Annotated in this window: 20 protein-coding genes; 8 read left to right on the top strand and 12 right to left on the bottom strand. The window is 70.5% G+C overall.

Translation table 11 applies throughout. The annotated features are described in order from the left end of the window. Window positions 1–68 precede the first annotated feature (68 nt). From wzm to glfT1, 3 genes are read left to right on the top strand one after another with little or no spacing between them, the layout of a single operon-like run. On the top strand, window positions 69–1022 hold the full coding sequence (gene wzm / locus BLW76_RS08730) for a galactan export ABC transporter permease subunit Wzm/RfbD (protein WP_167384518.1): 954 nt from the start codon (window positions 69–71) through the stop codon (window positions 1020–1022). 6 nt (window positions 1023–1028) lie between these two features. Then, the gene (gene wzt / locus BLW76_RS08725; protein WP_091305321.1) at window positions 1029–1844 is read left to right on the top strand and encodes a galactan export ABC transporter ATP-binding subunit Wzt/RfbE; all 816 of its coding nucleotides are present in this window, start codon (window positions 1029–1031) and stop codon (window positions 1842–1844) included. After that, a complete protein-coding gene (gene glfT1 / locus BLW76_RS08720; RefSeq protein ID WP_167384517.1) occupies window positions 1844–2752 on the top strand; it encodes a galactofuranosyltransferase GlfT1 in 909 nt (302 codons plus the stop codon). The genes wzt and glfT1 overlap by 1 nt, the downstream gene beginning before the upstream one ends. A 34-nt stretch (window positions 2753–2786) precedes the next feature. Here the strand turns inward: glfT1 and BLW76_RS08715 are convergent, their stop codons facing one another. From BLW76_RS08715 to BLW76_RS08700, 4 genes are all read right to left on the bottom strand, one after another. Then, the gene (locus BLW76_RS08715) at window positions 2787–4268 is read right to left on the bottom strand and encodes a hypothetical protein (protein ID WP_091305319.1); all 1482 of its coding nucleotides are present in this window, start codon (window positions 4266–4268) and stop codon (window positions 2787–2789) included. Between the two features lie 9 nt (window positions 4269–4277). Continuing rightward, the gene (locus BLW76_RS08710) at window positions 4278–4820 is read right to left on the bottom strand and encodes a DUF3558 family protein (RefSeq protein WP_244170091.1); all 543 of its coding nucleotides are present in this window, start codon (window positions 4818–4820) and stop codon (window positions 4278–4280) included. A 31-nt stretch (window positions 4821–4851) separates the two neighbouring features. After that, a complete protein-coding gene (locus tag BLW76_RS08705; protein ID WP_091305317.1) occupies window positions 4852–5298 on the bottom strand; it encodes a hypothetical protein in 447 nt (148 codons plus the stop codon). Window positions 5299–5427: 129 nt separating this feature from the next. Next, a complete protein-coding gene (locus BLW76_RS08700; protein WP_091305316.1) occupies window positions 5428–6192 on the bottom strand; it encodes an ESX secretion-associated protein EspG in 765 nt (254 codons plus the stop codon). A gap of 105 nt (window positions 6193–6297) precedes the next feature. Here BLW76_RS08700 and BLW76_RS08695 point away from each other — a divergent pair, with 105 nt between their 5' ends. Further along, complete coding sequence (locus tag BLW76_RS08695) at window positions 6298–6543, top strand: hypothetical protein (RefSeq protein ID WP_091305315.1); 246 nt, start codon at window positions 6298–6300, stop codon at window positions 6541–6543. A gap of 52 nt (window positions 6544–6595) precedes the next feature. On the opposite strand, the gene BLW76_RS08690 is transcribed toward BLW76_RS08695, so the two are convergent. After that, on the bottom strand, window positions 6596–8515 hold the full coding sequence (locus BLW76_RS08690) for a glycosyltransferase (RefSeq protein ID WP_091305314.1): 1920 nt from the start codon (window positions 8513–8515) through the stop codon (window positions 6596–6598). Window positions 8516–8521: 6 nt separating this feature from the next. Beyond that, window positions 8522–8989: a GtrA family protein gene (locus tag BLW76_RS08685; RefSeq protein WP_167384516.1), complete on the bottom strand. Its 468-nt coding sequence runs from the start codon at window positions 8987–8989 to the stop codon at window positions 8522–8524. A 161-nt stretch (window positions 8990–9150) separates the two neighbouring features. Here BLW76_RS08685 and dprE1 point away from each other — a divergent pair, with 161 nt between their 5' ends. From dprE1 to BLW76_RS49505, 3 genes are read left to right on the top strand one after another with little or no spacing between them, the layout of a single operon-like run. Beyond that, window positions 9151–10485 (top strand): decaprenylphosphoryl-beta-D-ribose oxidase, encoded by a 1335-nt coding sequence (gene dprE1, locus BLW76_RS08680; protein WP_208613258.1) that lies wholly within the window; start codon window positions 9151–9153, stop codon window positions 10483–10485. After that, on the top strand, window positions 10482–11237 hold the full coding sequence (dprE2, locus tag BLW76_RS08675) for a decaprenylphospho-beta-D-erythro-pentofuranosid-2-ulose 2-reductase (protein WP_091305312.1): 756 nt from the start codon (window positions 10482–10484) through the stop codon (window positions 11235–11237). Before dprE1 ends, dprE2 begins: the two co-directional genes overlap by 4 nt. Continuing rightward, window positions 11156–12505 carry a hypothetical protein gene (locus BLW76_RS49505; protein WP_244170090.1) on the top strand — a complete coding sequence of 450 codons (1350 nt, stop codon included), beginning with the start codon at window positions 11156–11158 and terminating at the stop codon, window positions 12503–12505. Before dprE2 ends, BLW76_RS49505 begins: the two co-directional genes overlap by 82 nt. 5 nt (window positions 12506–12510) lie before the next feature. On the opposite strand, the gene BLW76_RS08660 is transcribed toward BLW76_RS49505, so the two are convergent. The 5 genes from BLW76_RS08660 to glf all read right to left on the bottom strand — a co-directional run bounded on the left by BLW76_RS08660 (window position 12511) and on the right by glf (window position 17646). After that, entirely contained in the window at window positions 12511–14028 is a 1518-nt protein-coding gene (locus BLW76_RS08660) for a hypothetical protein (protein WP_091305311.1), read from the bottom strand. Window positions 14029–14101: 73 nt separating this feature from the next. Continuing rightward, complete coding sequence (locus tag BLW76_RS49500) at window positions 14102–14845, bottom strand: hypothetical protein (RefSeq protein ID WP_244170089.1); 744 nt, start codon at window positions 14843–14845, stop codon at window positions 14102–14104. Between the two features lie 107 nt (window positions 14846–14952). After that, entirely contained in the window at window positions 14953–15915 is a 963-nt protein-coding gene (locus tag BLW76_RS08650; protein ID WP_091305310.1) for a decaprenyl-phosphate phosphoribosyltransferase, read from the bottom strand. Continuing rightward, window positions 15912–16430, bottom strand: coding sequence for a phosphatase PAP2 family protein (locus tag BLW76_RS08645; protein WP_091305309.1), 519 nt, complete (start codon window positions 16428–16430; stop codon window positions 15912–15914). The genes BLW76_RS08650 and BLW76_RS08645 overlap by 4 nt, the downstream gene beginning before the upstream one ends. Continuing rightward, window positions 16423–17646: a UDP-galactopyranose mutase gene (gene glf, locus BLW76_RS08640; RefSeq protein ID WP_091305308.1), complete on the bottom strand. Its 1224-nt coding sequence runs from the start codon at window positions 17644–17646 to the stop codon at window positions 16423–16425. The genes BLW76_RS08645 and glf overlap by 8 nt, the downstream gene beginning before the upstream one ends. Window positions 17647–17725: 79 nt before the next feature. Between glf and BLW76_RS08635 the strand changes: the two genes are divergently transcribed. Then, window positions 17726–19735: a DUF6541 family protein gene (locus tag BLW76_RS08635; RefSeq protein ID WP_091305307.1), complete on the top strand. Its 2010-nt coding sequence runs from the start codon at window positions 17726–17728 to the stop codon at window positions 19733–19735. Between the two features lie 2 nt (window positions 19736–19737). Here BLW76_RS08635 and BLW76_RS08630 read toward each other — a convergent pair whose 3' ends face one another. Beyond that, a complete protein-coding gene (locus BLW76_RS08630; RefSeq protein WP_091305306.1) occupies window positions 19738–20619 on the bottom strand; it encodes an LLM class flavin-dependent oxidoreductase in 882 nt (293 codons plus the stop codon). Window positions 20620–20705: the final 86 nt, after the last annotated feature.

The following is a 20705-nucleotide window of genomic DNA, read 5'->3' as shown; positions in this document are numbered from 1 at the left end:
GGCCTGGTCCCGCCCGACGCCAGTGCCCTGCCCAGGGTGCCGCGGATCCCATCGGTACCCTCGTCCACGTGCATGCCACCAGCACGGTTCAGGCCGCAGACTCCCCCGTGGCGACGCCCGCTCCGCCGGCGTCGGACAGCAAGACGTTCTCGCGTGCCTTCGCCGACATCAAGGCCGGTTTCCGCGCCCGCGAGCTCTGGGGTCACCTCGGCTGGCAGGACATCAAGCAGCGCTACCGCCGCTCGGTGATCGGGCCCTTCTGGATCACCATCAGCCAGGCCGTCATCGCGCTCGGGCTCGGGCTGCTGTACTCGCAGCTGTTCAACGCGCCGATCGAGGTGTTCCTGCCCTACCTGTCCACCGGGTTCATCCTGTGGGGCTTCATCAGCGGCTGCCTCGCCGAGGGCATGGAGACGTTCATCTCCAACGAGGGGCTGATCAAGCAGCTCCCGGCACCACTGAGCGTGTACATGCTGCGCACGGTGTGGCGGCAGACGCTGCTGCTGGCGCACAACATGATCGTCTACGTCGTGATCCTCGTGATCTTCTTCTCGGCGCTGGACAACCAGTACTCGCTGGGCTCGCCGGACGGCCTCTGCCACGCGGGCCTGTACTGCCACCCCGGCCTGAGCTGGAACATCCTGCTGGCTATCCCGGGCTTCTTCCTGCTCGCGCTGAACGCGGGCTGGGTGACGCTGCTGCTGGGCATCATCTCGACCCGCTTCCGCGACATCCCGCAGGTCATCAACTCGCTGATCCAGCTGCTCTTCTACGGCACGCCGATCGTGTGGCCGGTCGACCAGCTGATGGGCGGCGGGGTGCGGTCGGGCATTTCCTGGGTGCTCCCGATCATCCAGGCGAACCCGCTGTACCACTTCATGCAGGTGGTCCGGGCGCCGCTGATCGGCCAGTCGTTCACCCCCGGCAACTGGATCGTGGTCGGCTCCATCACCGTCGTCGGCTGGGCGCTCGCGCTCGTCGCGATGCGCAACTACCGTGCCCGCGTCTCCTACTGGGTGTGACACAAAATGGTCAGCATTGACGTCCAGAACGCCTTCGTCGACTTCCCGATCTTCGACGCGAAGACCCGGTCGATGAAGAAGAAGGTCCTCGGCAAGGTCGGCGGCAAGATCGGCACCGACACCAAGGTGCCGATCATCGAGGCCCTGCACGACGTGACCCTGAACCTCCGCGAGGGTGACCGCGTCGGCCTGGTCGGGCACAACGGTGCCGGCAAGTCCACGCTGCTGCGGCTGCTCGCCGGGATCTACGAGCCGACCCGCGGGTCGGCCCGGATCGATGGCAAGATCGCGCCGGTCTTCGACCTCGGCGTCGGCATGGACCCGGAGATCTCCGGCGAAGAGAACATCATCATCCGCGGCCTCTTCCTCGGCATGACCGCGAAGGAGATGGAGAAGCGGGTCGACGACATCGCGGAGTTCACCGAGCTCGGCGACTACCTGAAGATGCCGCTGCGGACGTACTCCACCGGTATGCGCGTGCGGCTGGCGCTGGGTGTCGTCACGTCGATCGACCCGGAGATCCTCATCCTCGACGAGGGCATCGGCGCGGTCGACGCGGCGTTCCTCAACAAGGCGCGCGACCGCCTCAAGGACCTGGTCAAGCGTTCGGGCATCCTGGTGTTCGCCAGCCACGCCGACGAATTCCTCTTCGAGCTCTGCGACTCGGCGCTCTGGATGGACGAGGGGCACATCAAGCAGCAGGGCTCGCTGCGGGACGTCCTCACCGGGTACAAGGGCCGCGACCCGTTCCAGGACATGAGCAAGGAAACGCTGCAGCGCCTGGGCATCGAGCCGGTGGCGACGACGAACGGCGGGGAATGATGACCAGCGAGACCCGGCAGCTGCCCGACGGCGCTGTCGTCGGTGTGGTCGTCACGCGGCACCGGCGCGAGCTGCTCGCGGACTCACTGAAGATCATCGCGGCCCAGACCCGGCCGGTCGACCACCTGGTCGTGGTGGACAACGGGCCGGACGACTCCGCGCGCGAGGTCGTCGAGAACTACCCGCTGCCGCACACGTACCTGCCGTCCCACCGCAACCTCGGCGGCGCCGGCGGGTTCGCGCTGGGCATGCTGCACGCGCTGTCGCTGGGCGCGGACTGGATCTGGCTGGCCGACGACGACGGCCGCCCGGCCGACGAGAACGTGCTCGCCATCCTGCTGGAGGAAGCGGAAAAGCGGGGCCTGGCGGAGATTTCGCCGGTGGTGTCCAACATCGACGCCCCGGACAAGCTGGCGTTCCCGCTGCGCCGCGGGCTGACCTGGAAGCGGTCGCAGTCCGAGCTGGGCGCGGACTTCCTGCCCGGTATCGCGTCCCTGATGAACGGCGCCCTGTTCCGTGCGTCCACTTTGGACGTCGTCGGCGTGCCGGACCTGCGCCTGTTCTTCCGCGGCGACGAGGTCGAGCTGCACCGGCGGCTGGCCCGCTCGGGGCTGCCGTTCGGCACGTCGCTGAAGACGAAGTACCTGCACCCGGACGGCTCGGACGAGTTCAAGCCGATGCTGGGCGGCAAGTTCCACGCGCAGGACCCGGAAAACGAGGTCAAGCGCTACTACACGTACCGCAACCGCGGGTACCTGCTGTCGCAGCCGGGGATGCGGAAGATCGGCGCGCTGGAGATCGTCCGGTTCGGACTGTACTTCGTGGGCGTGAAGCGGGACCCGAAGGCGTTCCTGCAATGGCTGAAGCTGGTGCGGCAGGGCCGCGCCGAAAAGTTCTACCGCTACTGAAAAGGGGCCCCTTCGCAGGGGCCCCTTCTTCGTTCTATTCGCCGATGACCGGCGGCGCGGTGCGCATGTCGGTGCCGAAGACCTCGTCGGGGTCACCCTCGACCAGGTAGGTCGGCCGCGAGTGCTCGGTGTCCTCGTCGCCCTCGCCCTTCTGGCCGCGGCCGAGACCACCACCGGGCCCCATGCCCCCGCGACCGGCGGCACCGGCACCGAGGCCGCCCATCCCGCGTCCCGCGGCGGCTTCCGCGGCCCCGATCCCACCCGGCCGCGCGGCACCCGACGCGGCGCCCGCGCCCGTCGCGTTGCCGGCGCCGGAGCCACCGGGGCCGAACCCGCCGCCGCCCCCGCGTCCGCTGCCGACCTTGGAGTTGTAGGCCTCGTCGCCGCCGAGGTTCATCCCGCCCATCGGCATCGGGCTCATCGGCGGCATCCCGCCGAACTGCTGGTTCGGGTTCTGCGTCGAGGCCGCCGGCACCGAGCCGGGCGTGAAGCCGGACGGCGTGGTCGTGCCCGCGGGCATGAGCCCCGCGCCGGTGGTCGAGCCGGGCCCGGAGATCTGCGCGCCCGGCCCGCCCATGCCCGGGACCGGCCCGGACGTGAAGCCCTGCGCGTGGCTACCGGGCGTGGTGCCCGAGTTGCCGCCGGGCATGTTCACCCCGGACGGCCGGTTGATGCCGTTCTGGTCACCGGTGCCGTCGGAGTCACCACTGCCGCCCCCGGTGCTGAAACTCGGCGGCGGCGCAAAGGCAGGCTGCTTGGAGGCGGCCTCGTAGAGGTTCTTGTCGTACGTCGACATGACGCCGGCGGCCTCGTCGTGCGCCGCCTGGCTGTCCTTCTGCTTCTGGAGCGACTTGTCGACGTTGTCGGGCAGGCTGAAGGGGTTCGAGGTCGCCCAGCCCTTGAACTCGTCGGTCCAGCTGAACGGAATGGGCGCAGGCATGGAGTTCTTCGCCGTGGCGGCGGCCTGCCCCTGGTCGTAGATGGTTTCCGAGGCCAGCTTGGCGTTCTGCGAGTTGGCGTCGGACCACTTGCTCAGGCTGGTGAAGTACTGCTGCGCGTTCTCGGCCGCGGCGCCTTCCCAGGTGCCCTTGGAGGCGTTGACGGCGGTGTTCATCGACTGGGCGAACTTGTCGAAGACCTGGTGGACCTGGTGGTAGGCGGTCGACACCTCGGACACCTGGTCGACGTTCAGGTTGCTCTGGAGGAACGCCTGCAGCTGGGTGTGGTCGGTGCCCTTGTAGTCCGCGTTCGGCGCGTGCAGCCCCGAGACGTACTGGACGTCGCGGCCCTTGGTGGCCGCCTCGACGTTCTTGTCGCCCATCTGCTGGGCCTGGTCCTTCGCCCTGGCCTGCGCCATCCACTGCTGGAGCGGGCCGAACAGCCAGTTGCTGGGGTCGACGCCCTCTTCGGCCTTCTGCTGCAGGTAGGCATCCCGCTCGGCGGGCGCCATGTTCTGGACTTCCTGGGGCGTCTTGTCCGGAGTCTTCGGCGGCGGCGGGCTCTGTCGCGTGCTCATGGGGTTCCCCTATCCCTTCGGCAGCTTCGGCTCGACGGACTTCGCGACCGCCTCGGCGACCTGGCAGGCCTCGTTCGACGAGCTGTCCAGGAGCACCGCCACGTCCACCCGCGACGAAGCACCGACGGCCAGTCCGAGCGTGCATCCCACCGCGGCCCCGTCCGGCGCTTCCTTCGCCCGCCGGCCGTTGATGTCCTTGTCGGCCACACCCCCGCCCGTGTCCCGCACCTGGTCGACCGAAGCATCGTCGCGGACGTTCACCCCGATGACCATGGTGGCGTCGCTGGCCGAGGCGATCTTCTTCTGGTACTTGCACGTGCGGGCGCCGCCGAGCGTCTTGCTCTCGGGCTGGTTGAACTGGCCGTAGCTGCTGAGGTCACTCATCTCGAGGAGCGAGCACGGATCGGTGATCGACTGCGTGCCGCTCCCGCCGGCGGACGAGCTCTCCGTGGGCGCGGCGGACGCCGAAGAGGACTGAGCGGGCGACGCGGTTCCCGGCTGCGTGCTGGTGCAGCCGGCCAGGAGCGCGCCACCGGCCACGAGCGGGAGCACGGCACGAACGAAAAACAGTTTTGTCATTACCTCAGGCCTGCTTGGTCTGGAGCGCGGCGAAGGCTCCACTCTCGGTTTCCTTGTACAGGCCCGCAGCCCTCGCCAGTGCTTCGTCGGCCTGTTTCGCGACCTGCTGGAGCTGGGTCAGCACGGCCGTGGCCGAGCCTTCGGCCTCGGTGGCGCTCTTCTGGTCGTGCGACGCGACTGTCTGCCCGTACGGGTGACTGCCGAGCTGGGGCGCCTGGTCGAGCGCATAGGTCTCGGCCCTGAGGCTGGTGAGGTCGTTGACCAGCTCGGTCAGGGCGTCCCGGAGCGGTTTGACGCCCTCCGGCGTGATCTTGAAGCCGCCGCCCTTGGCCGCGTCGACCAGCTTCTGGGTCTCGGCGGTAACCGCCTGCACCGCGGCGCCCATGCTTGCCGTCGAAAGCGGGTTGGTGATGTCCCTGACCGAGCCTCCACCACCGTCGGCAATCAACATCGCTTTCCACCCCGAATCGCTTCGCCCGTGCGTGTGCACCCGGGAGTCTACTAGCCGGGCACCCTCCGCCACGGCCGTTCACCGATCTTCAGTTCGGACGCACCGGCCGCTCAGCCGGTTCCGCACCGCTCAGAACTGGCCTTCGAGCTGGGCGTACAGCTGCTGGGCCAGCCGGGCGTTGTCGGCCGGGGCGTAGGTGATCCAGCGCTGGCCGTCCGCGGCCGACCGGGAGGACATCAGCCAGCGGCCGCTCGGGGTGTCGAACCAGGCCAGTGGGGGGAGCGTGCCGCCGCGGGTCTGGGCGGTGAACTGGCCCACGCGCTTCTTCGGCTCCTGGAAGACCCGCTCGATCATGCGGACCTGCGGGCCGCCGCCCGCGCTCTGGGACCGCGGGCCGGTTACGCCGGCGAACGGGTCGTACGCCTCGTCGCGGCGCTGGTGGCGGGGCTGCTGGACCGGCCGCGAAATCGTCACCGACTGGCCGGGCGCCGCCGGGGTCAGCGGGAGGAGGTCGACGATCGCCGGGACGATGCCCGTGGGGCGGACCTCCTCGAAGACGATGAGGTTCTCCTCCTGGCGGGCGAGCACCGCGAACTGGCCGTCGGACGCCACCCGCGCGAACAGGTGGCGGTCGCCCAGCTCGGCGGCCGCGCTGATCGTCACGCTGCCGCGGACGAACGTCGCCAGCGCCAGCTCGGCGTCCGGGTCGAGGCGGCCTCGGCTCCACAGCCCGCGGCCGGTCAGGTCGCGGACGACGGCGTCGCGGATCATCGCGCGCTGCTCGACCGTCGTCCCCACGTGCGGGACCTCGAACGGTGTCGGCGCGCGGCCGAGACCGAGCTGTTCCAGCAGGATGTCCACCGCTGCCAGTGACAGCGAGAACGAGTGCGGCATTCGCTTCCAACCCCCCGCGGATGAGTCCGGCGTTCGCGAAAACCGTAGCTCCGCCCTCAGCGAACCTGCTTGCCGGGGCAAGATCGGCGCTGGTCCGATGGACGCATGGCTGACCCGAAACCCGCTCTCGTCCTGCACCTGGCGACCGGCGGCGAACCGCTGCTGTTCGCGCTGACCACCGAAGAGTCCGCACGGCTGACGGGCAGGCTCGCCCAGCTCGTCGAGGACGGCGCCGTCGAAACGGTGACCACCAAGGACCACTCGCCGGTCGCGATCAACTTCGCCCACGTCGCCGCCGCGTACGTCGACGACCTCGCCCGGAAGAGCACGGTCTTCGGCATGCACTCCTAGCACGGCGAAGGCCGCCTCACGACGTACGTGAGACGGCCTTCGCGAAGCACGATCAGAGCTTGTACAGGCGCTTCCAGTTCTCACGCGAGGTGAGCTCCGGCATGGCCCGCTTGTACTGCTCCTGCACCGCCGCGCCTTCCTTGCGGAGCCGCTGGATGACCCGCGCGCCCTGCTTGGCCAGCGCGAACATCTTCACCCGGTCGTAGGACCGGACGCGGACGCCTTCCTGGCTGGCGTCGGTGACGACCGCGGTGTCGAACAGCGCGATGTGCCACCAGTTGGCCTCGTCGATCGGCACCGCGCCGAGCCCGAAGCGGCTGCGGCCGAGCACCCGGTCGAGGACCCGCTTGATCAGCACCAGGCGCTGCATGCTGGGCCGCGGCGCGCTGTTGATGATGCCGATGTCGTTGGACGCGATGCCCGGGACGTCGGTCGCCTTGTGGCGCTTGGTCTCCGGGTAGTTGTCGCGGATGCGGCGGATCTCCTGCATCGCCTCGACACCGCCGTCACGCAGGACCTCGGGGCCCTTCAGGAAGTCCTCGACGGCCTTGATCAGCGTGGCCGACAGGCCGTACTGCATGCCGAGCAGGTAGCGGACCAGCTGCGCGATGAGCACCCGCGAAAGCAGGTTCAGGTTGAACGGCGAGTGCAGCGCCGCGGTGATGATCGAGTTGCGCAGGTTGAAGTACCGGTGCCACTCGTCCCAGTCCTTCATGTGGAAGTCGGCGTGCCACACGCCCGCACCCGGCAGGGTGACGGTCGGGAAGCCGTGCGCGCGGGCCCGGTAGGAGTACTCGGCGTCGTCCCACTGGAAGAAGAACGGCAGCGGGTAGCCGGTGGCCTGGACGACCTCGTAGGGGATCAGGCACGACCACCAGCCGTTGTAGCCGGCGTCGAGACGGCGCTCCTGGCGGTTCGGCTTCAGCGTCTCCTCGTCCACGCCGAGCAGGTCGGCGGTGGACAGCGAGTGCTCGACCGGCTGGCCCGGCTCCAGCGTGTTGAGCCGCGCGTACTCGGCGCCGACGTGCAGCTGGTTCGGGTGGAACAGGTTCAGCATCTGGCCGCCGACGATGATCGGGTTGGCGGCGCGGTTGGAGAACGCCGTCATCCGGATCACCAGGTCCGGCTCGAGCAGCACGTCGTCGTCCATGAACAGGACGTTCGCGTGCTCGGTCGCGGTGTGCCCGGCCACCTCGAAGAGGCCGCGGGTGAAGCCGCCGGCGCCGCCGAGGTTCGGCTGCTTGATGTAGTGCAGCTTCTCGCCGAGGTCCTTGGCGGCCTGCTCGAAGCCGTCGCGCGACTCGACGAGGTCGGTGCCCTGGTCGGCGACGTAGATCGCGTCCAGGGTGTCCAGCGAGGAGACGTCCGCGGCGAGGGCCTGGAGGTTCTTGAGGCAGTCGTCGGCGCGGTTCATCGTGCAGATGGTCACCGCGGTCGGGCGGATCTTCTCCGGGGCCTCGACCGTCCAGCGGACCTGCTCGACGCGCAGCGTCTGGCCGCCCTCGGTCTCGAGGTCGAGCCAGAGCGCGCCGCCGTCGTAGAACTTGTCCAGCTTGCCGGTCAGCGCCACCTTCGCCTGCTTGGCGTCCTTGACCTGCTCGGCGGCCACCACGCGGGGCTCGCCCTCGACGTCGGAAGCGCCCATGGACAGCAGGCCGGTGCCGGTGACGACCGCCTCGACCGAGACCTCGGTCACCGTCGTCCAGCGCTGCCAGTAGCTGGCCGGGAACCGGCCGAAGTACGTGTTGCCCGACACCTTGGAGGCGGGCTCGAGGGTGATCGACGCACGTTCCCGCACGGCCGAACCCCACTCGAGCTCGGCGTACAGGTCCTTGCTGACGATCGGCGCGGGGCCGGCGTAGAGCCCGCGCTGCGCCGTCAGGCGGCCCTGCGGAGTGTGCTCGGTGAACCGCGTCTCGGCGGCCGCGCCGGCTTCGGTGGCCGGCGCCGGGGTGGCTGTCTTACCGGGCATGGTTCCTCAGTTCTCCTTGGTCGACGGCTCGCGGAAAACGACCCACTTGAGCATCACGAAATTGATCACGGTGGCGGTGGCCTGCGACACGGCCCAGCACAGGGTGTGCTGCCACGCGGACTCGGGCAGCACCTGCAGGGCCAGCTGGTTCACCCCGACCGCGACGAAGAACGTCACGGTGTAGAGCAGGACGAACGAGCCGATCTGCGCCTTCCCGTCGCGGCGCCCGCCGGCGAAGGTGAACTTCCGGTTCAGGAAGAACGCCGTGGTCGTGCCCACGATGAAAGAGATAGCGCGGGCGATGTCGACCCACGGTGAGGTGGCCATCCCGGCCACCTGCGTCAGCAGCGTGTAGGTGCCCAGGTCGACGAGGGCGCAGAAGCCCCCGATCAGGGCGAAGCGGATGAGCTGGCCCAGCAGTCCTGGGGAGGACTGCGCAGCCGCTATGTCGGCTTGCGGATCGGTCGCCACCACTGCATTACCTCGTCACCTGAGTCATGGTCACCCGCGCGGGCGCTTGTGCCTTGATGCGCAAAGTGTAGAGATGGGCACTTCAGGGTCACGTTCCGGGCGTGGTTGGGCGTGGCTACCCTGGTCGAGTGACCCACGTACCCAACACACAGCGTCGCACGCTCATGGGCTGGGCGCGGACCGCACCGACCATCGCCGACGTCTTGACCACGCCGGACGTAGAGACCATCGCGCGCGCCGTGGCCCAGGCCGGTGCACGCGGCGTGATCGCGCGCGGCCTCGGCCGGTCCTACGGCGACCCGGCGCAGAACGCCGGCGGCCTCGTCGTCGACATGACGGCGCTCAACCGGATCCACTCGATCGACCCGGACACCGCGCTCGTCGACCTCGACGCCGGTGTCAGCCTCGACCAGCTGATGCGCGAGGCGCTGCCGTACGGCCTGTGGGTCCCGGTGCTGCCGGGCACGCGCCAGGTGACGATCGGCGGCGCGATCGCCAACGACATCCACGGCAAGAACCACCACAGCGCGGGCAGCTTCGGCAACCACGTCGTGTCGATGGACCTGATCACCGCCGACGGGCAGATCCGCACGCTGACCCCGGAGGGCCCGGACGCCGAGCTGTTCTGGGCGACCGTGGCCGGCATCGGCCTGACCGGCATCATCGTCCGGGCGAAGATCCGGATGACCAAGACGGAGACCGCGTACTTCCTCGCGGACAACGAGCGCACGAACAACCTCGACGAGACGCTCGAACTGGTCAGCAACGGCTCCGACGACAACTACACGTACTCGTCGGCGTGGTTCGACACGATCTCCACCGGCTCGAAGCTCGGCCGCGCCGCCTTCGGCCGCGGCTCGCTCGCCAAGCTGGACGAACTGCCGCCCAAGCTGCGCGCGAACCCGCTGAAGTTCGACGCCCCGCAGCTGGCGACCCTGCCGGACGTCTTCCCGAACGGCCTGGCCAACAAGCTGACCTTCGGCACCATCGGCGAGCTGTACTACCGGAAGACGCCGAAGGAAGCCCGCGGCGTGATCCAGAACCTGACGGCCTTCTACCACCCGCTCGACATGTTCGGCGAGTGGAACCGGGCCTACGGCTCGAAGGGTTTCCTGCAGTACCAGTTCTCGACGCCGCTGAACGCGCACGAGCCGCTGCGGAACATCGTCCGGAAGATCGCCGAGTCGGGACACGTGTCCTTCCTCAACGTCTTCAAGCGGATGGGCGAGGGCAACGCGGCGCCGCTGTCGTTCCCGCACCCGGGCTGGATGGTCTGCGTCGACTTCCCGATCAAGGACGGCCTGAGCCGGTTCTGCCAGGAACTCGACGAAGACGTCCTGGAACTGGGCGGCCGGCTGTACACGGCGAAGGACTCGCGCACCTCGCCCGAGACGTTCGCGAAGATGTACCCGCGCCTCGAAGAGTGGCGCAAGGTGCGCGCTTCCATCGACCCCGAAGGCGTTTTCGCCTCTGACATGAGCCGGAGGCTCGAACTGTGATCGACGCGGTGGGCAACCCCCAGTCCCTGCTCCTGCTCGGCGGCACGTCCGACATCGCGCTGGCGATCGCCGAGAAGTACCTCGCCGAGAAGCCGCTGCGGGTCGTGCTGGCCGCCCGGCCGTCGCCCCGGCTGGAGGCGGCCGCCCAGCGCCTGAAGGACCGCGGCGCCGAGGTGTCCACAGTGGAATTCGACGCTGCGGACACGGCCTCGCACCCCGGTGTGCTGGCCAAGGCGTTCGAGGGCGGCGACATCGACGTGGCGGTCGTGGCGTTCGGGCTGCTCGGCGACCCGGAAGAGGTCTGGCAGGACCACGCGAAGGCCGTCGAGCTGGCGACGGTGAACTACACGGCGGCGGTGTCGGTCGGGGTGGCGCTGTCGGAGAAGCTGAAGGCGCAGGGCCACGGCACGGTGATCGCGCTGTCGTCGGTGGCGGGCGAGCGCGTCCGCCGGTCCAACTTCGTGTACGGCTCGACGAAGGCCGGTTTCGACGGGTTCTACCTGGGCCTCGGCGAGGCTCTGGCGCCGTTCGGGGTGCAGGTGACGGTCGTCCGCCCGGGTCACGTGAAGACGAAGATGACCGAGGGCCTGAAGGACGCGCCGCTGGCGCAGACGGCCGAGCAGGTGGCCGAGATCGCGGTCGGCGCCGCCCGGGCGGGCAAGGAGCTCGTGTGGGCGCCGGCGCCGTTCCGGTTGGTGATGTCGGTGCTGCGGCACGTGCCGCGGCCGATCTTCCGCAAGCTGCCGATCTGAACCTCTCCGACCCCCTCGGCGCGGCCACCCAGGCCCGGCCGTACCTCCGCCCCGGCGAACCGCCGCAGTGGGCGGCGTACGGCCGGGTGCTCAACTACGACGTGCGCGGCCTGACCGCGCTCGGCCAGCCGGACAAGAGCCTGCTGCGCAAGCTCGGCTCCGGCGCGGCCGGGTTCGCGGGCGACTTCGTGCTCGAAGCGATCGCGGGCGGGGACGACAGCGGGTCCGACAAGCCGCCGCCCCCGCAGGTGATCGCGTTCGGCGACCGTGCGGGCGTGCTCGCGCACGAGTTCCTGCGCGGCCTCCCGGCGCGCGCCGCGATCCAGCGGCTCTGGGTGCTGACGCGAGCGCGGCTGCTGGTGCTCGACGCGCCGGTGCCCCCGCCGGAACCGGCACCCGAGGCGGAGAAGTCGTTGCTGGGCAAGGCGATCGGCTTCGGCCGCGGCGTCGCGAAGTTCGGCAAGGACGTCGCCGAGATCCTCACCGACCGCACGAAGACCTACGGCGAGAACCGCGAAGGCGAACCGATCGGGCTGCGGGAGTTCGTCCCCGTCGCCGAGCTCCCCGGCGCGCGGATCGCGCGGGTGGACCGGGCGAAGCGCGGCCGCAAGCCGGTGCTGCGCGTGTCTCTTGTGGACGGTTCCGGGCTCGACTTCCTCGAGGAGCGGACGGGGGCGGACCTCGAGGTGAGAACCGCCGAAAAGGTCGACGAAATCATCGAGCGCGAGTACCACGGGCACTGGCTGCGCTCCGGCGAGGTGCTGCGGCTGGGCTGCCCGCCGTACCACGCGCACGTCGGGCTGCGGCTCGGCGGCGTCCGGCACGCGCCGTACGTGCCCGCGCGCGAGGTACCGGCGGTCACCGACGGAACGCCACGCTGGCCGTTGCCCACCGACGCCGTCTCGGACGAGCACTGGGCCGACGACCCGGCGCTCGGTTACTGGGCCATCGCCGACGACCCGGGCCAGGTCGCCGTCCGGCTGGCCGACCACTTCGCCGGCAGCGGCGGCCACGCGCGGCTGACCTGGACGCACCAGCGGCTCGCCATCGTCTACCCGACGAGCCGCTTGGCCGGCGGCACCGGCGGGCCGTTCACCACGGCGGAGGAGTTCGATCCGCGGGTGGTCACCCGGCTGGACGCGGTACCCGGCGGCCCCAGCTTCCCGCCGTCGCCCTCGATCCGGTTCGGGTTCGCGGACGGCTCGGCGGTGTTCCTGCGCGAGGCGCTCGCGGCCATGAAGGTGGCACGCGCCCTGTCACGGGCCTGAGGCTCTCAGCCGCCGACGGCATGGGCGGGGACCAGGTAGAGGTTCTGGCTGCCCACCCACGGTGAGTCGATGTGCCAGCTCGCCAGCGCCGTCCGCGGCGGGGTGCGGCGGGTGGTCGCCAGGACCAGGTCCGGGCTGATCGGGGCCACGCTGTGGTCGAAGTTGTGGAAGTTGGCCTCCAGCAGCGCCCGGCCGAGGTCGCCGCTGCGGCGCTTCGTCTCGGTGATGGCCGGGTCGACCGCGCCGCGGTCGGAGAACTCGTCGACCAGCTCGCAGTCGCACGCGTACGCCAGCGCGCCGACCTCGCCCGCCGTCTCGACCTTGCGGCCGTGGGCGATGGCCGCCAGCTCGTGGCCGATCTCGCGGTACTCCGTCGTCGACGCGTGGTTGCTCGTGATCGGCGCGAACTGGCGGGGCAGGCCCGGCAGCGCGTACACGGCGGCGCTCGCCACGAGCGCCGCGCCGGCCGCCGTCCAGGTCGCGCGGCGCACGCGCTCCGGGACCGCCGACGCGCAGGCGGCCAGGAAGATCGTGGCGCCGATGATGCTCGGCGCGTAGTACCAGTGGTAGGGCGGCACGCCGAGCCGGCTGTAGGCCAGGTAGTGCAGGGCGCCGGCGACGGCGAGCGCCGCGAACGGCGTCAGGCGGCGGGCCGTCGCGGAGCCGCGGCGGTACTGGACGATCCAGGCGATTCCGGCGAGGCCGCCGAGCAGCAGCGGCAGGAACGACAGCGCCGCCGCGGCCGGGAAGTTGTGCCAGTACAGCAGCGGGCCGTTGGTGAAGGTGAACGGTCCCCACGACTGCTGGCTGATCTTGATGACGAGCGTGTCCGGCACGGCCGAGCCGAGCACGACCCAGCTGAACCCGAACCACGGCAGCGTCACCGCGAGCGCGGCGAACGCGGTTCGCCAGATGCCGGTCCAGAACTCCCGGCGGGCGGCGAACAGCACTCCGGCGATCAGCAGCAGGTCGATCCGGACGAGCGCGAGCAGCCCGATCACGACGCCCAGCCGGCCCGCGTGGCGCTCCCCCGCGTAGACCAGCGTCCACACGACGCCGGTCGCGCCGAGCGCCACCTCCAGGCCGATCGAGGACAGCAGCAGCGGGTTGAGCAGCAGCAACGCGAACGTCAGCGGCGCGAACGCGGCCGGCAGGCCGGTGCGCTCGCCCAGGCGGCGCAGGCCCAGCACGAGCAGCACCTGCGCGGCGACGAACACGACGCCGGCGGCCAGCACGGCGTCGCGCACGACGAACGTGACCGCGCCGAGGGCCAGGACGTTCAGCGGGGACGTCGCGGTGTTCGCCGTCCCCTGTTCGATCAGGCCCCAGTGCCCGTGGAAGGCGAGGTTCTTCGCGTAGGACAGCGTGATGTAGGTGTCATCGATGAGATGCCCGCTGACCAGGGCGAACACCAGCACGGAGGCCGCCGCGGCGCCCACCGGCAGGGCCCACGAACGGGCGACGGGAACGGCCGTCGGCAGCGCGCGGACGGCGTTGGGGAGTTCTGCGGAGGCGCTTCGCATCCCGGCCACCGTACCCCGCTCGTGATGCTTCTGTGATCTGAGCGGGGTACGGGTGGCCTAGGCCACAGTGGGGTCAGATGCCGTCGCCGGCTCCGGAGCCGTTGTTCGAGCCGGCGTTGCCGCGGCCGCCGAAGCCGGGGCCGCGGCCGTCGAAGCCCTGGTTGGGGCCGTTGTACTGGCGGTGGATGCCGGGCCGGCCGTCCCGGGGACCGTGGTGGCTCGCGGCCGCGATCCCGCCGACGATCCCGGCGCCGACCAGCATGCCGAGCACGCCGACGCCGACGAGCTGGGTGGCGCGGTGGCCAACGAACCGCCGGAAGCCACCGGGCGGCCGCGGGGCGGCGGGAGGTGGGTTCCAGGCGCCGTAGGGCTGGCCGGGGGCGGGCGGCGGCTGCTGCCCGTGCGCGGCGCTCTGGGCGGCCGGGGTGGCACCGGAGGCGGCGGGCCCGGCCGCGGCGGCACCCGGCCCGGCGGCCGGGCCTGCGGCAGGCGCGGTGGCGGCATCCCCCTGGCCGGACGCGGCGGTTGGCGAACCCGGCCCGGCGGCCGCTCCCGCAGCAGGGGCGGAGGCGGCGGGTTCGGCCGGGCCTGCGGCGGGGCCAATTGCCGGCGAACCCGGCGCTCCCGCGGCAGGGGTGGCGGCCGGCGAACCCGGCTCACCTGCGGCAGGCGCGGTGGCGGCATCCCCTTGGCCGGAAGCAGCGGCCGCGGCCGGGGTCTCGTGCATCGCTGTCGGCTCGGCGGCCGGTGTGGGCTGCTCGACAGTCGGCTGCTCGGCCCGGTCCGGGGCCTTCTCCTCGCGCGGCTGGTCGTTCATGGTCGCTCCTGTGGTCACGGGGACGGGCGCAGTGCCCGCCCCCACCACCTCAGGGTGCGCCGCTCAGCTGTGCGTGACCTGTAGCGAACCTGTCGATCCGCAATGGGTCACAGGTAGAACGACAGGAACAGCGTGATGACCCAGGTCGCGCCCAGCACCTGCAGGATGCGGTCCTTGAGCGCGATCTCCTCGGGCTCGCCCGCGATGCCGCCGTCGACGTCGACCGCGTACCGGAGCACCGCCACCAGGAACGGGACCATCGAAATCAGCGCCCACACCGAGTTGTGCTCGGTCTGGCGGATCTCGAACGCCCACAGGCAGTACGACATGATCAGGATCGCCGCCGACGTCGCCCAGACGAACCGCAGGTAGCTGGCCGAATACTTCTTCAGCGACGAGCGGATCTTCGCGCCCGTCCGCTCGAACAGCATGATCTCCGCGTAGCGCTTGCCCGCCACCATGAACAGCGAGCCGAACGCCGTGACCAGCAGGAACCACTGGGACAGCGCGATGCCGCCCGCCACGCCACCGGCGATGGAGCGCATCAGGAAGCCCGAGCCGACGATGGCCAGGTCGACCACCGGCTGGTGCTTCAGGCCGAAGCAGTAGCCGAGCTGGACGGCCTCGTAGACCCCCAGCACGACCGCCAGCTGCCAGCTGGCGAGGAACGACACGCCGAGGCCGGCCAGGAAGAACACGACCGCGGCCCCGTACGCGACGGGGACCGGCACGATCCCGGCCGCGATGGGCCGGTTGCGCTTGGTCGGGTGGGCGCGGTCGGCCTCGACGTCGATGGCGTCGTTGATGAGGTAGACCGAGCTCGCCACCAGCGAGAATGCCACGAAGGCGATGATCGCGTCGATCAGCAGACCGGTGCGGTCGGTCGACTTCGAGAACGCGAAGAACGGGGCCGCGAAGACCAGGACGTTCTTCACCCACTGCCGCGGCCGCGCCGTCTTGATGACGCCGCCGACCAGGCCCAACGGGCCACGTGCCGCCGTCGGCTCGACAACAGCCTCAGGCGTCACGGCAGTTTCGTCGCTGTTGCGCTGCTCGGTCGTCTCGCTCATGGGTTCTTCTTCAGCTTCCGTCGTATGAGTCCACCGACGAGCCCCCCGAGAGCTGCACCGGCCAGAACGTCAGTCGGATAGTGAACGCCGAGCACGAGCCTCGAGGCCAGCATCGGCGGTACCAGGGCGGGCACCAGGTTACGCCCGGTCAATCCGGAGTAGAGCACCGCCGCCGCCGTAGTGGAGGTCGCGTGCGACGACGGGAAGCTCAGCTTGCTCGGCGTGCCGACCAGTACCTCGACGCTCGGGTGGTCCGGTCGGGGCCGCCTGACCACGCGTTTCACCGCGATCGACGCGGCGTGCGCACCGACCACACCGGCCGAGGCGACCAGCCAGTCCTTGCGCCGCTTCTTGTCGACGACGGCGCCGAGAACGCCCAGGCCGAACCAGCCGATCGCGTGCTCGCCGAAGTGCGACATGCCGCGCGCAGCCTTCACCGAAGCTTCACTCTTCAGAAAGCCCTGGGCCTTCGCCAGGACCGCCACCTCACCGGTGGGCTGCCCCTTCTCAAGCATCGAGGGACCCGTCGAGCGGCGCGCCGTCGGTCAGGTGCGGGGCGATCTTGTTGTCGAACGCCGACAGCGCCGAGCCGATGGCCATGTGCATGTCGAGGTACTTGTACGTGCCCAGCCGGCCGCCGAACAGCACGTTCTTCTCGCGGGCCTCGGCCTTGGCCAGCTCGCGGTAGGCCTCGAGCTTCTCGCGGTTCTCCGGCGTGTTGATCGGGTAGTACGGCTCGTCGTCCTCGCCCGCGAAGCGCGAGTACTCGCGGAAGATGACCGTCTTGTCCTTGGGGTAGTCCCGCTCCGGGTGGAAGTGCCGGAACTCGATGATCCGGGTGTAGGGAACTTCCTGGTCGTTGTAGTTGACGACCGAGGTGCCCTGGAAGTCGCCGGTCGGCGCGACCTCGGACTCGAAGTCGACCGTGCGCCAGGTGAACTTGCCGGCCGAGTAGCCGAAGTAGCGGTCCAGCGGCCCGGTGTAGACGGTCGGGGTGCCCGCCGGGATGTGCTCGCGGACGTCGAAGTAGTCGACGTTCAGCCGGATCTCGATGTTCTCGTGCTCGGCCATCTTCTCGAGCCACGCGGTGTACCCGTTGACGGGCAGGCCCTCGTAGGTGTCGTTGAAGTACCGGTTGTCGAAGTTGTAGCGGACCGGCAGGCGCGTGATGATGTTCTCGCCCAGGTTCTTGGGGTCGTTCTCCCACTGCTTCGCGGTGTAACCCTTGATGAACGCCTCGTAGAGCGGGCGGCCGATCAGCGAGATCGCCTTCTCCTCGAGGTTCTGCGCGTTGGCCGTCTCGAACTCCGACGACTGCTTCGCGATCAGCTCGCGCGCTTCGTCCGGGGTGTGCGACTTGCCGAAGAACTGGTTGATCAGCGCCAGGTTCATCGGGAACGAGTAGACCTGGTCCTTGACCCGCGCGAAGACGCGGTGCTGGTAGTTCGTGAACTCGGTGAACCGGTTGACGTACTCCCAGACGCGCTTGTTCGAGGTGTGGAACAGGTGCGCCCCGTACTTGTGCACCTCGATGCCCGTCTCCGGGTCGGGCTCCGAGTACGCGTTGCCGCCGAGGTGGCTGCGTCGCTCGAGGACGAGGACCTTCTTGCCCAGCTCGGCCGCGGCCCGTTCGGCGACGGTCAGGCCGAAGAAACCGGACCCGACGACGATGAGGTCGTAACCTGCGAAATCGTCTTCAGTAATCTTGGCGGGGTTCGTGTGCGCGCTCACGGGCGTCGAGGGTACGGGGGTCGGTCACCCGGCCCGCACCCGACTATCACATTTCGGCCTACGACACACCTGGAAAGCAGTGCCTGCACCCGAGGACTTCTGGAGCTACTTCGGCGCGGTGGCCACCTACCTGGCCGTGCTGGCGGTCCCCGGCGGGGTCGCCGGGTGGGCCGCCGGCCTGCGCGGGTGGGCCCTGGCCGGCCTCGCGCCGCTGCTCAGCTACGCCATCACCGGCCTCGCCGGCCCCTGGCTGGCCATCGCGCACGTCCCGTACGGCTCGCTCAGCGTGGCCGCGGTCACCCTGCTGCTCGCCGCCGTGCTCTACGGCCTGCGCCGGCTGGCGACCGCGCGAGGCTGGCTCACCCCCGGCGAGGTGCCGGGGCTGCTGCCGTGGACGCGCCGGGCGCACCTGGCCGTCGGGGCCTGCGTCGCGATCGCCGTCGCCGTGTCCATCGCCGTGGTCGTCACCGGCCGCGGCGGCACGACCGCGGTGTTCCAGCGCTGGGACACCGTGTTCCACGCGAACGGCATCCGCTACATCGCCGAGACCGGCGACGGCTCGCTGACCGGCATGGGCACCATCAACTGGTACCCGGACGGCTCCTTCTACCCGAACGCCTACCACCTGGTCGGCGCCCTGGTCTACGAGCTGTCCGGGACGTCGATCCCGGTCACGCTCAACGCGATCACGATGCCGATCGCCGGGCTGTTCGCGCTGGCCATGGCCGCGCTGGTCCGGCAGCTCGGCGGCCGCGCGGTGTTCGCGGGCAGCGCCGCGCTGGTCGCCGGCGGCGCGACGACCGGCGCGTACGAGTCCGTGTCGAGCGGGTTGCTGCCGTTCGCGCTCGGCATCGTGCTGACGCCGCTGGCGGTGGTCGCCCTGCAGCGGTTCCTCGCGCGGCCGGGCGTCGACACCGGCGCGGTGCTCGCGCTGAGCGCGGCCGGCCTGCTCGCCGCGCACTCGAGCGCGCTGTTCGGGGCCATCCTGTTCGCGTTCCCGCTGGTCGTGCAGCGCTGGTACCGGGCGGTGCGCGGCCGCCGCGTCGACGGCGTCCCCGAAGACACGCCCGCCTGGCGGGTGGCCGTCGGCGACGTCCTGCGGATGCTGCCGGTGATGGTGGTGGCCGGGGTGCTGGCCGCGCCGATGATCCTCGGCGCGATCGGCTTCACCTCCGGCTCGTACCCGTACCACGCCTGGGGCTCGCACATGCCGGTGTGGAAGGCGCTGGCCATGCTGGCGACGTTCAAGCAGGTGCTGCCGGTCCCGCAGATCTGGCTGACCGTGTTCCTGGTGATCGGCGTGCTGACGCTCGTCGCGCTGCGGCGGATGCGCTGGCTGGGGCTCTCGGCGCTCGGGCTGTCGGCGCTGTTCGTCGTCGTGGCGTGCTTCGGCGGCGAAGACTGGGTGATCAGCCTGTCGCGGCCCTGGTGGAACGACCGGTTCCGGCTGATGGCGCTGGCGTCGATCCCGCTGTGCCTGCTCGCCGCGCACGGCATGAGCGAGACGCAAGCGTGGCTGGCGAAGCTCGCGAGCGGCCGCGCGTGGGTGCGCGCCCGGCCGTGGCTGACCGGCCGCGTCGGCCTCGCGACGGCGGTGCTGCTGGTCGTGGCCATGGGCGTGCTGACCGGCGGGTTCTACCGCGCGGCCAACGCCAAGACCGTGTCGCTGCTCTACTACAACGGCCTGCCCGGCGAGGTCGTCCCGCCGGTCAGCCGCGACGAGATCGACGCGATGGACCACCTCGGCACGCTCGGCATCCCCGCCGACCAGAAGGTGCTCAACGACCGGCTCGACGGCACGGCCTGGATGTACGCCCTGACCGGCGTGCACCCGGTCGCCGGCCACTACGACGCCGGCGTGGCCCCGCCGGACGCGCTCTACCTGGCCCAGCACTTCGCCGACTACGACAGCGACGCGCAAGTGCGGGCCGCCGTGCACCGGCTGAACATCCACTACGTGCTGATCGGCAGCGGCACCATCCGCCGTGACACGCCCATCGCGGGGGGCCTGCAGCACCTGGACGGGCGCGACTTCCTGCAGGTCGTGTACCGGAACCCGGGCGCGGTCATCTACCGGATCGTGAAGTAGCGCTATCGCAGCTCGGGCAGGACGTCGCTCGCGATCTGCTCCAGGACGGCTTCCCGGCCCTCGTACGGCGACGACGACCGCGGCCAGTGCGAGATGACGTCGGTGAAGCCCAGCTCCTGCGCGCGGCCCACGGCGTCGCGGAACGCCTCCACGCTGGTCAGCGAATACACCGGCGACGCGTCCAGGCTGAGGAACCGCTGGATGCTCGGCCGGTCGCGGCCCGCCGCGTCCAGCCGCCGGTCGAAGACCTCGCACAGCTCCTTGATGCCGCGCCACCACTCGTCGGCGGTCTCGCCGCCCTTGCCGGTCGTGACCCAGCCGGCGCCGAAGCGCGCGGCGAGCGTCATCGTGCGCGGGCCGTTCGCCGCGACGACGAACGGCAGCCGCGGCCGCTGGACCGGGCCGGGCAGGTTGCGGGCCTCGCGGGCCCGGTAGTACTCGCCGTCGAAGTCGAACTTGTCGGTCATGAGCAGCCCGTCGAGCGCCTCGACGAACTCGGTGAAGCGGTCGACGCGCTGCTTGGGCGTCAGCTCGGGGGCGTCGAGCACCGCGCCGTCGTAGCGGGTGTGGTCGACACCCGCGCCGACGCCGAGGACGAACCGGCCGTCCGAGACGTCGTCGAGGGTGTTCAGCTCGCGCATGAACGGCACGGGGTGCCGGGCCACCGGGGACGCCACGAACGTGCCCAGCCGGATGCGGGACGTCACCATCGCCGCCGCGGTCAGGGTCGGGACCGCGGCGAACCACGGGCCGTCGACCAGGTTTCTCCAGCCCAGGTGGTCGTACGTCCAAGCGTGGTCGAAGCCGTACTCCTCGGCGGCGCGCCACTTCGGCTCGGCGGCCCACCAACGATCTTCCGGAAGAATGACGATTCCTGCTCGCACGATTCCGGACGCTATCGGCAACGACCGGCCGTCGCACGGACGGGGAAGCATTCCCCCGAACGAGTCAGGGACAATGGCCGGGTGGA

The organism is Amycolatopsis tolypomycina, from assembly GCF_900105945.1.
Classification (GTDB): Bacteria; Actinomycetota; Actinomycetes; order Mycobacteriales; family Pseudonocardiaceae; genus Amycolatopsis; species Amycolatopsis tolypomycina.
Note: the sequence above shows the minus strand (reverse complement) of the source record. Positions and strands in the feature narration are given on the sequence as shown.

Coding starts and splice junctions, on each gene's coding strand:
- wzt (WP_091305321.1), top strand. CDS start 1,029: ATGGTCAGCATTGACGTCCAGAACGCCTTCGTCGACTTCCCGATCTTC.
- glfT1 (WP_167384517.1), top strand. CDS start 1,844: ATGACCAGCGAGACCCGGCAGCTGCCCGACGGCGCTGTCGTCGGTGTG.
- BLW76_RS08715 (WP_091305319.1), bottom strand. CDS start 4,268: ATGAGCACGCGACAGAGCCCGCCGCCGCCGAAGACTCCGGACAAGACG.
- BLW76_RS08705 (WP_091305317.1), bottom strand. CDS start 5,298: ATGTTGATTGCCGACGGTGGTGGAGGCTCGGTCAGGGACATCACCAAC.
- BLW76_RS08700 (WP_091305316.1), bottom strand. CDS start 6,192: ATGCCGCACTCGTTCTCGCTGTCACTGGCAGCGGTGGACATCCTGCTG.
- BLW76_RS08695 (WP_091305315.1), top strand. CDS start 6,298: ATGGCTGACCCGAAACCCGCTCTCGTCCTGCACCTGGCGACCGGCGGC.
- BLW76_RS08690 (WP_091305314.1), bottom strand. CDS start 8,515: ATGCCCGGTAAGACAGCCACCCCGGCGCCGGCCACCGAAGCCGGCGCG.
- dprE1 (WP_208613258.1), top strand. CDS start 9,151: ATGGGCTGGGCGCGGACCGCACCGACCATCGCCGACGTCTTGACCACG.
- BLW76_RS08660 (WP_091305311.1), bottom strand. CDS start 14,028: ATGCGAAGCGCCTCCGCAGAACTCCCCAACGCCGTCCGCGCGCTGCCG.
- BLW76_RS49500 (WP_244170089.1), bottom strand. CDS start 14,845: ATGAACGACCAGCCGCGCGAGGAGAAGGCCCCGGACCGGGCCGAGCAG.
- BLW76_RS08650 (WP_091305310.1), bottom strand. CDS start 15,915: ATGAGCGAGACGACCGAGCAGCGCAACAGCGACGAAACTGCCGTGACG.
- BLW76_RS08645 (WP_091305309.1), bottom strand. CDS start 16,430: ATGCTTGAGAAGGGGCAGCCCACCGGTGAGGTGGCGGTCCTGGCGAAG.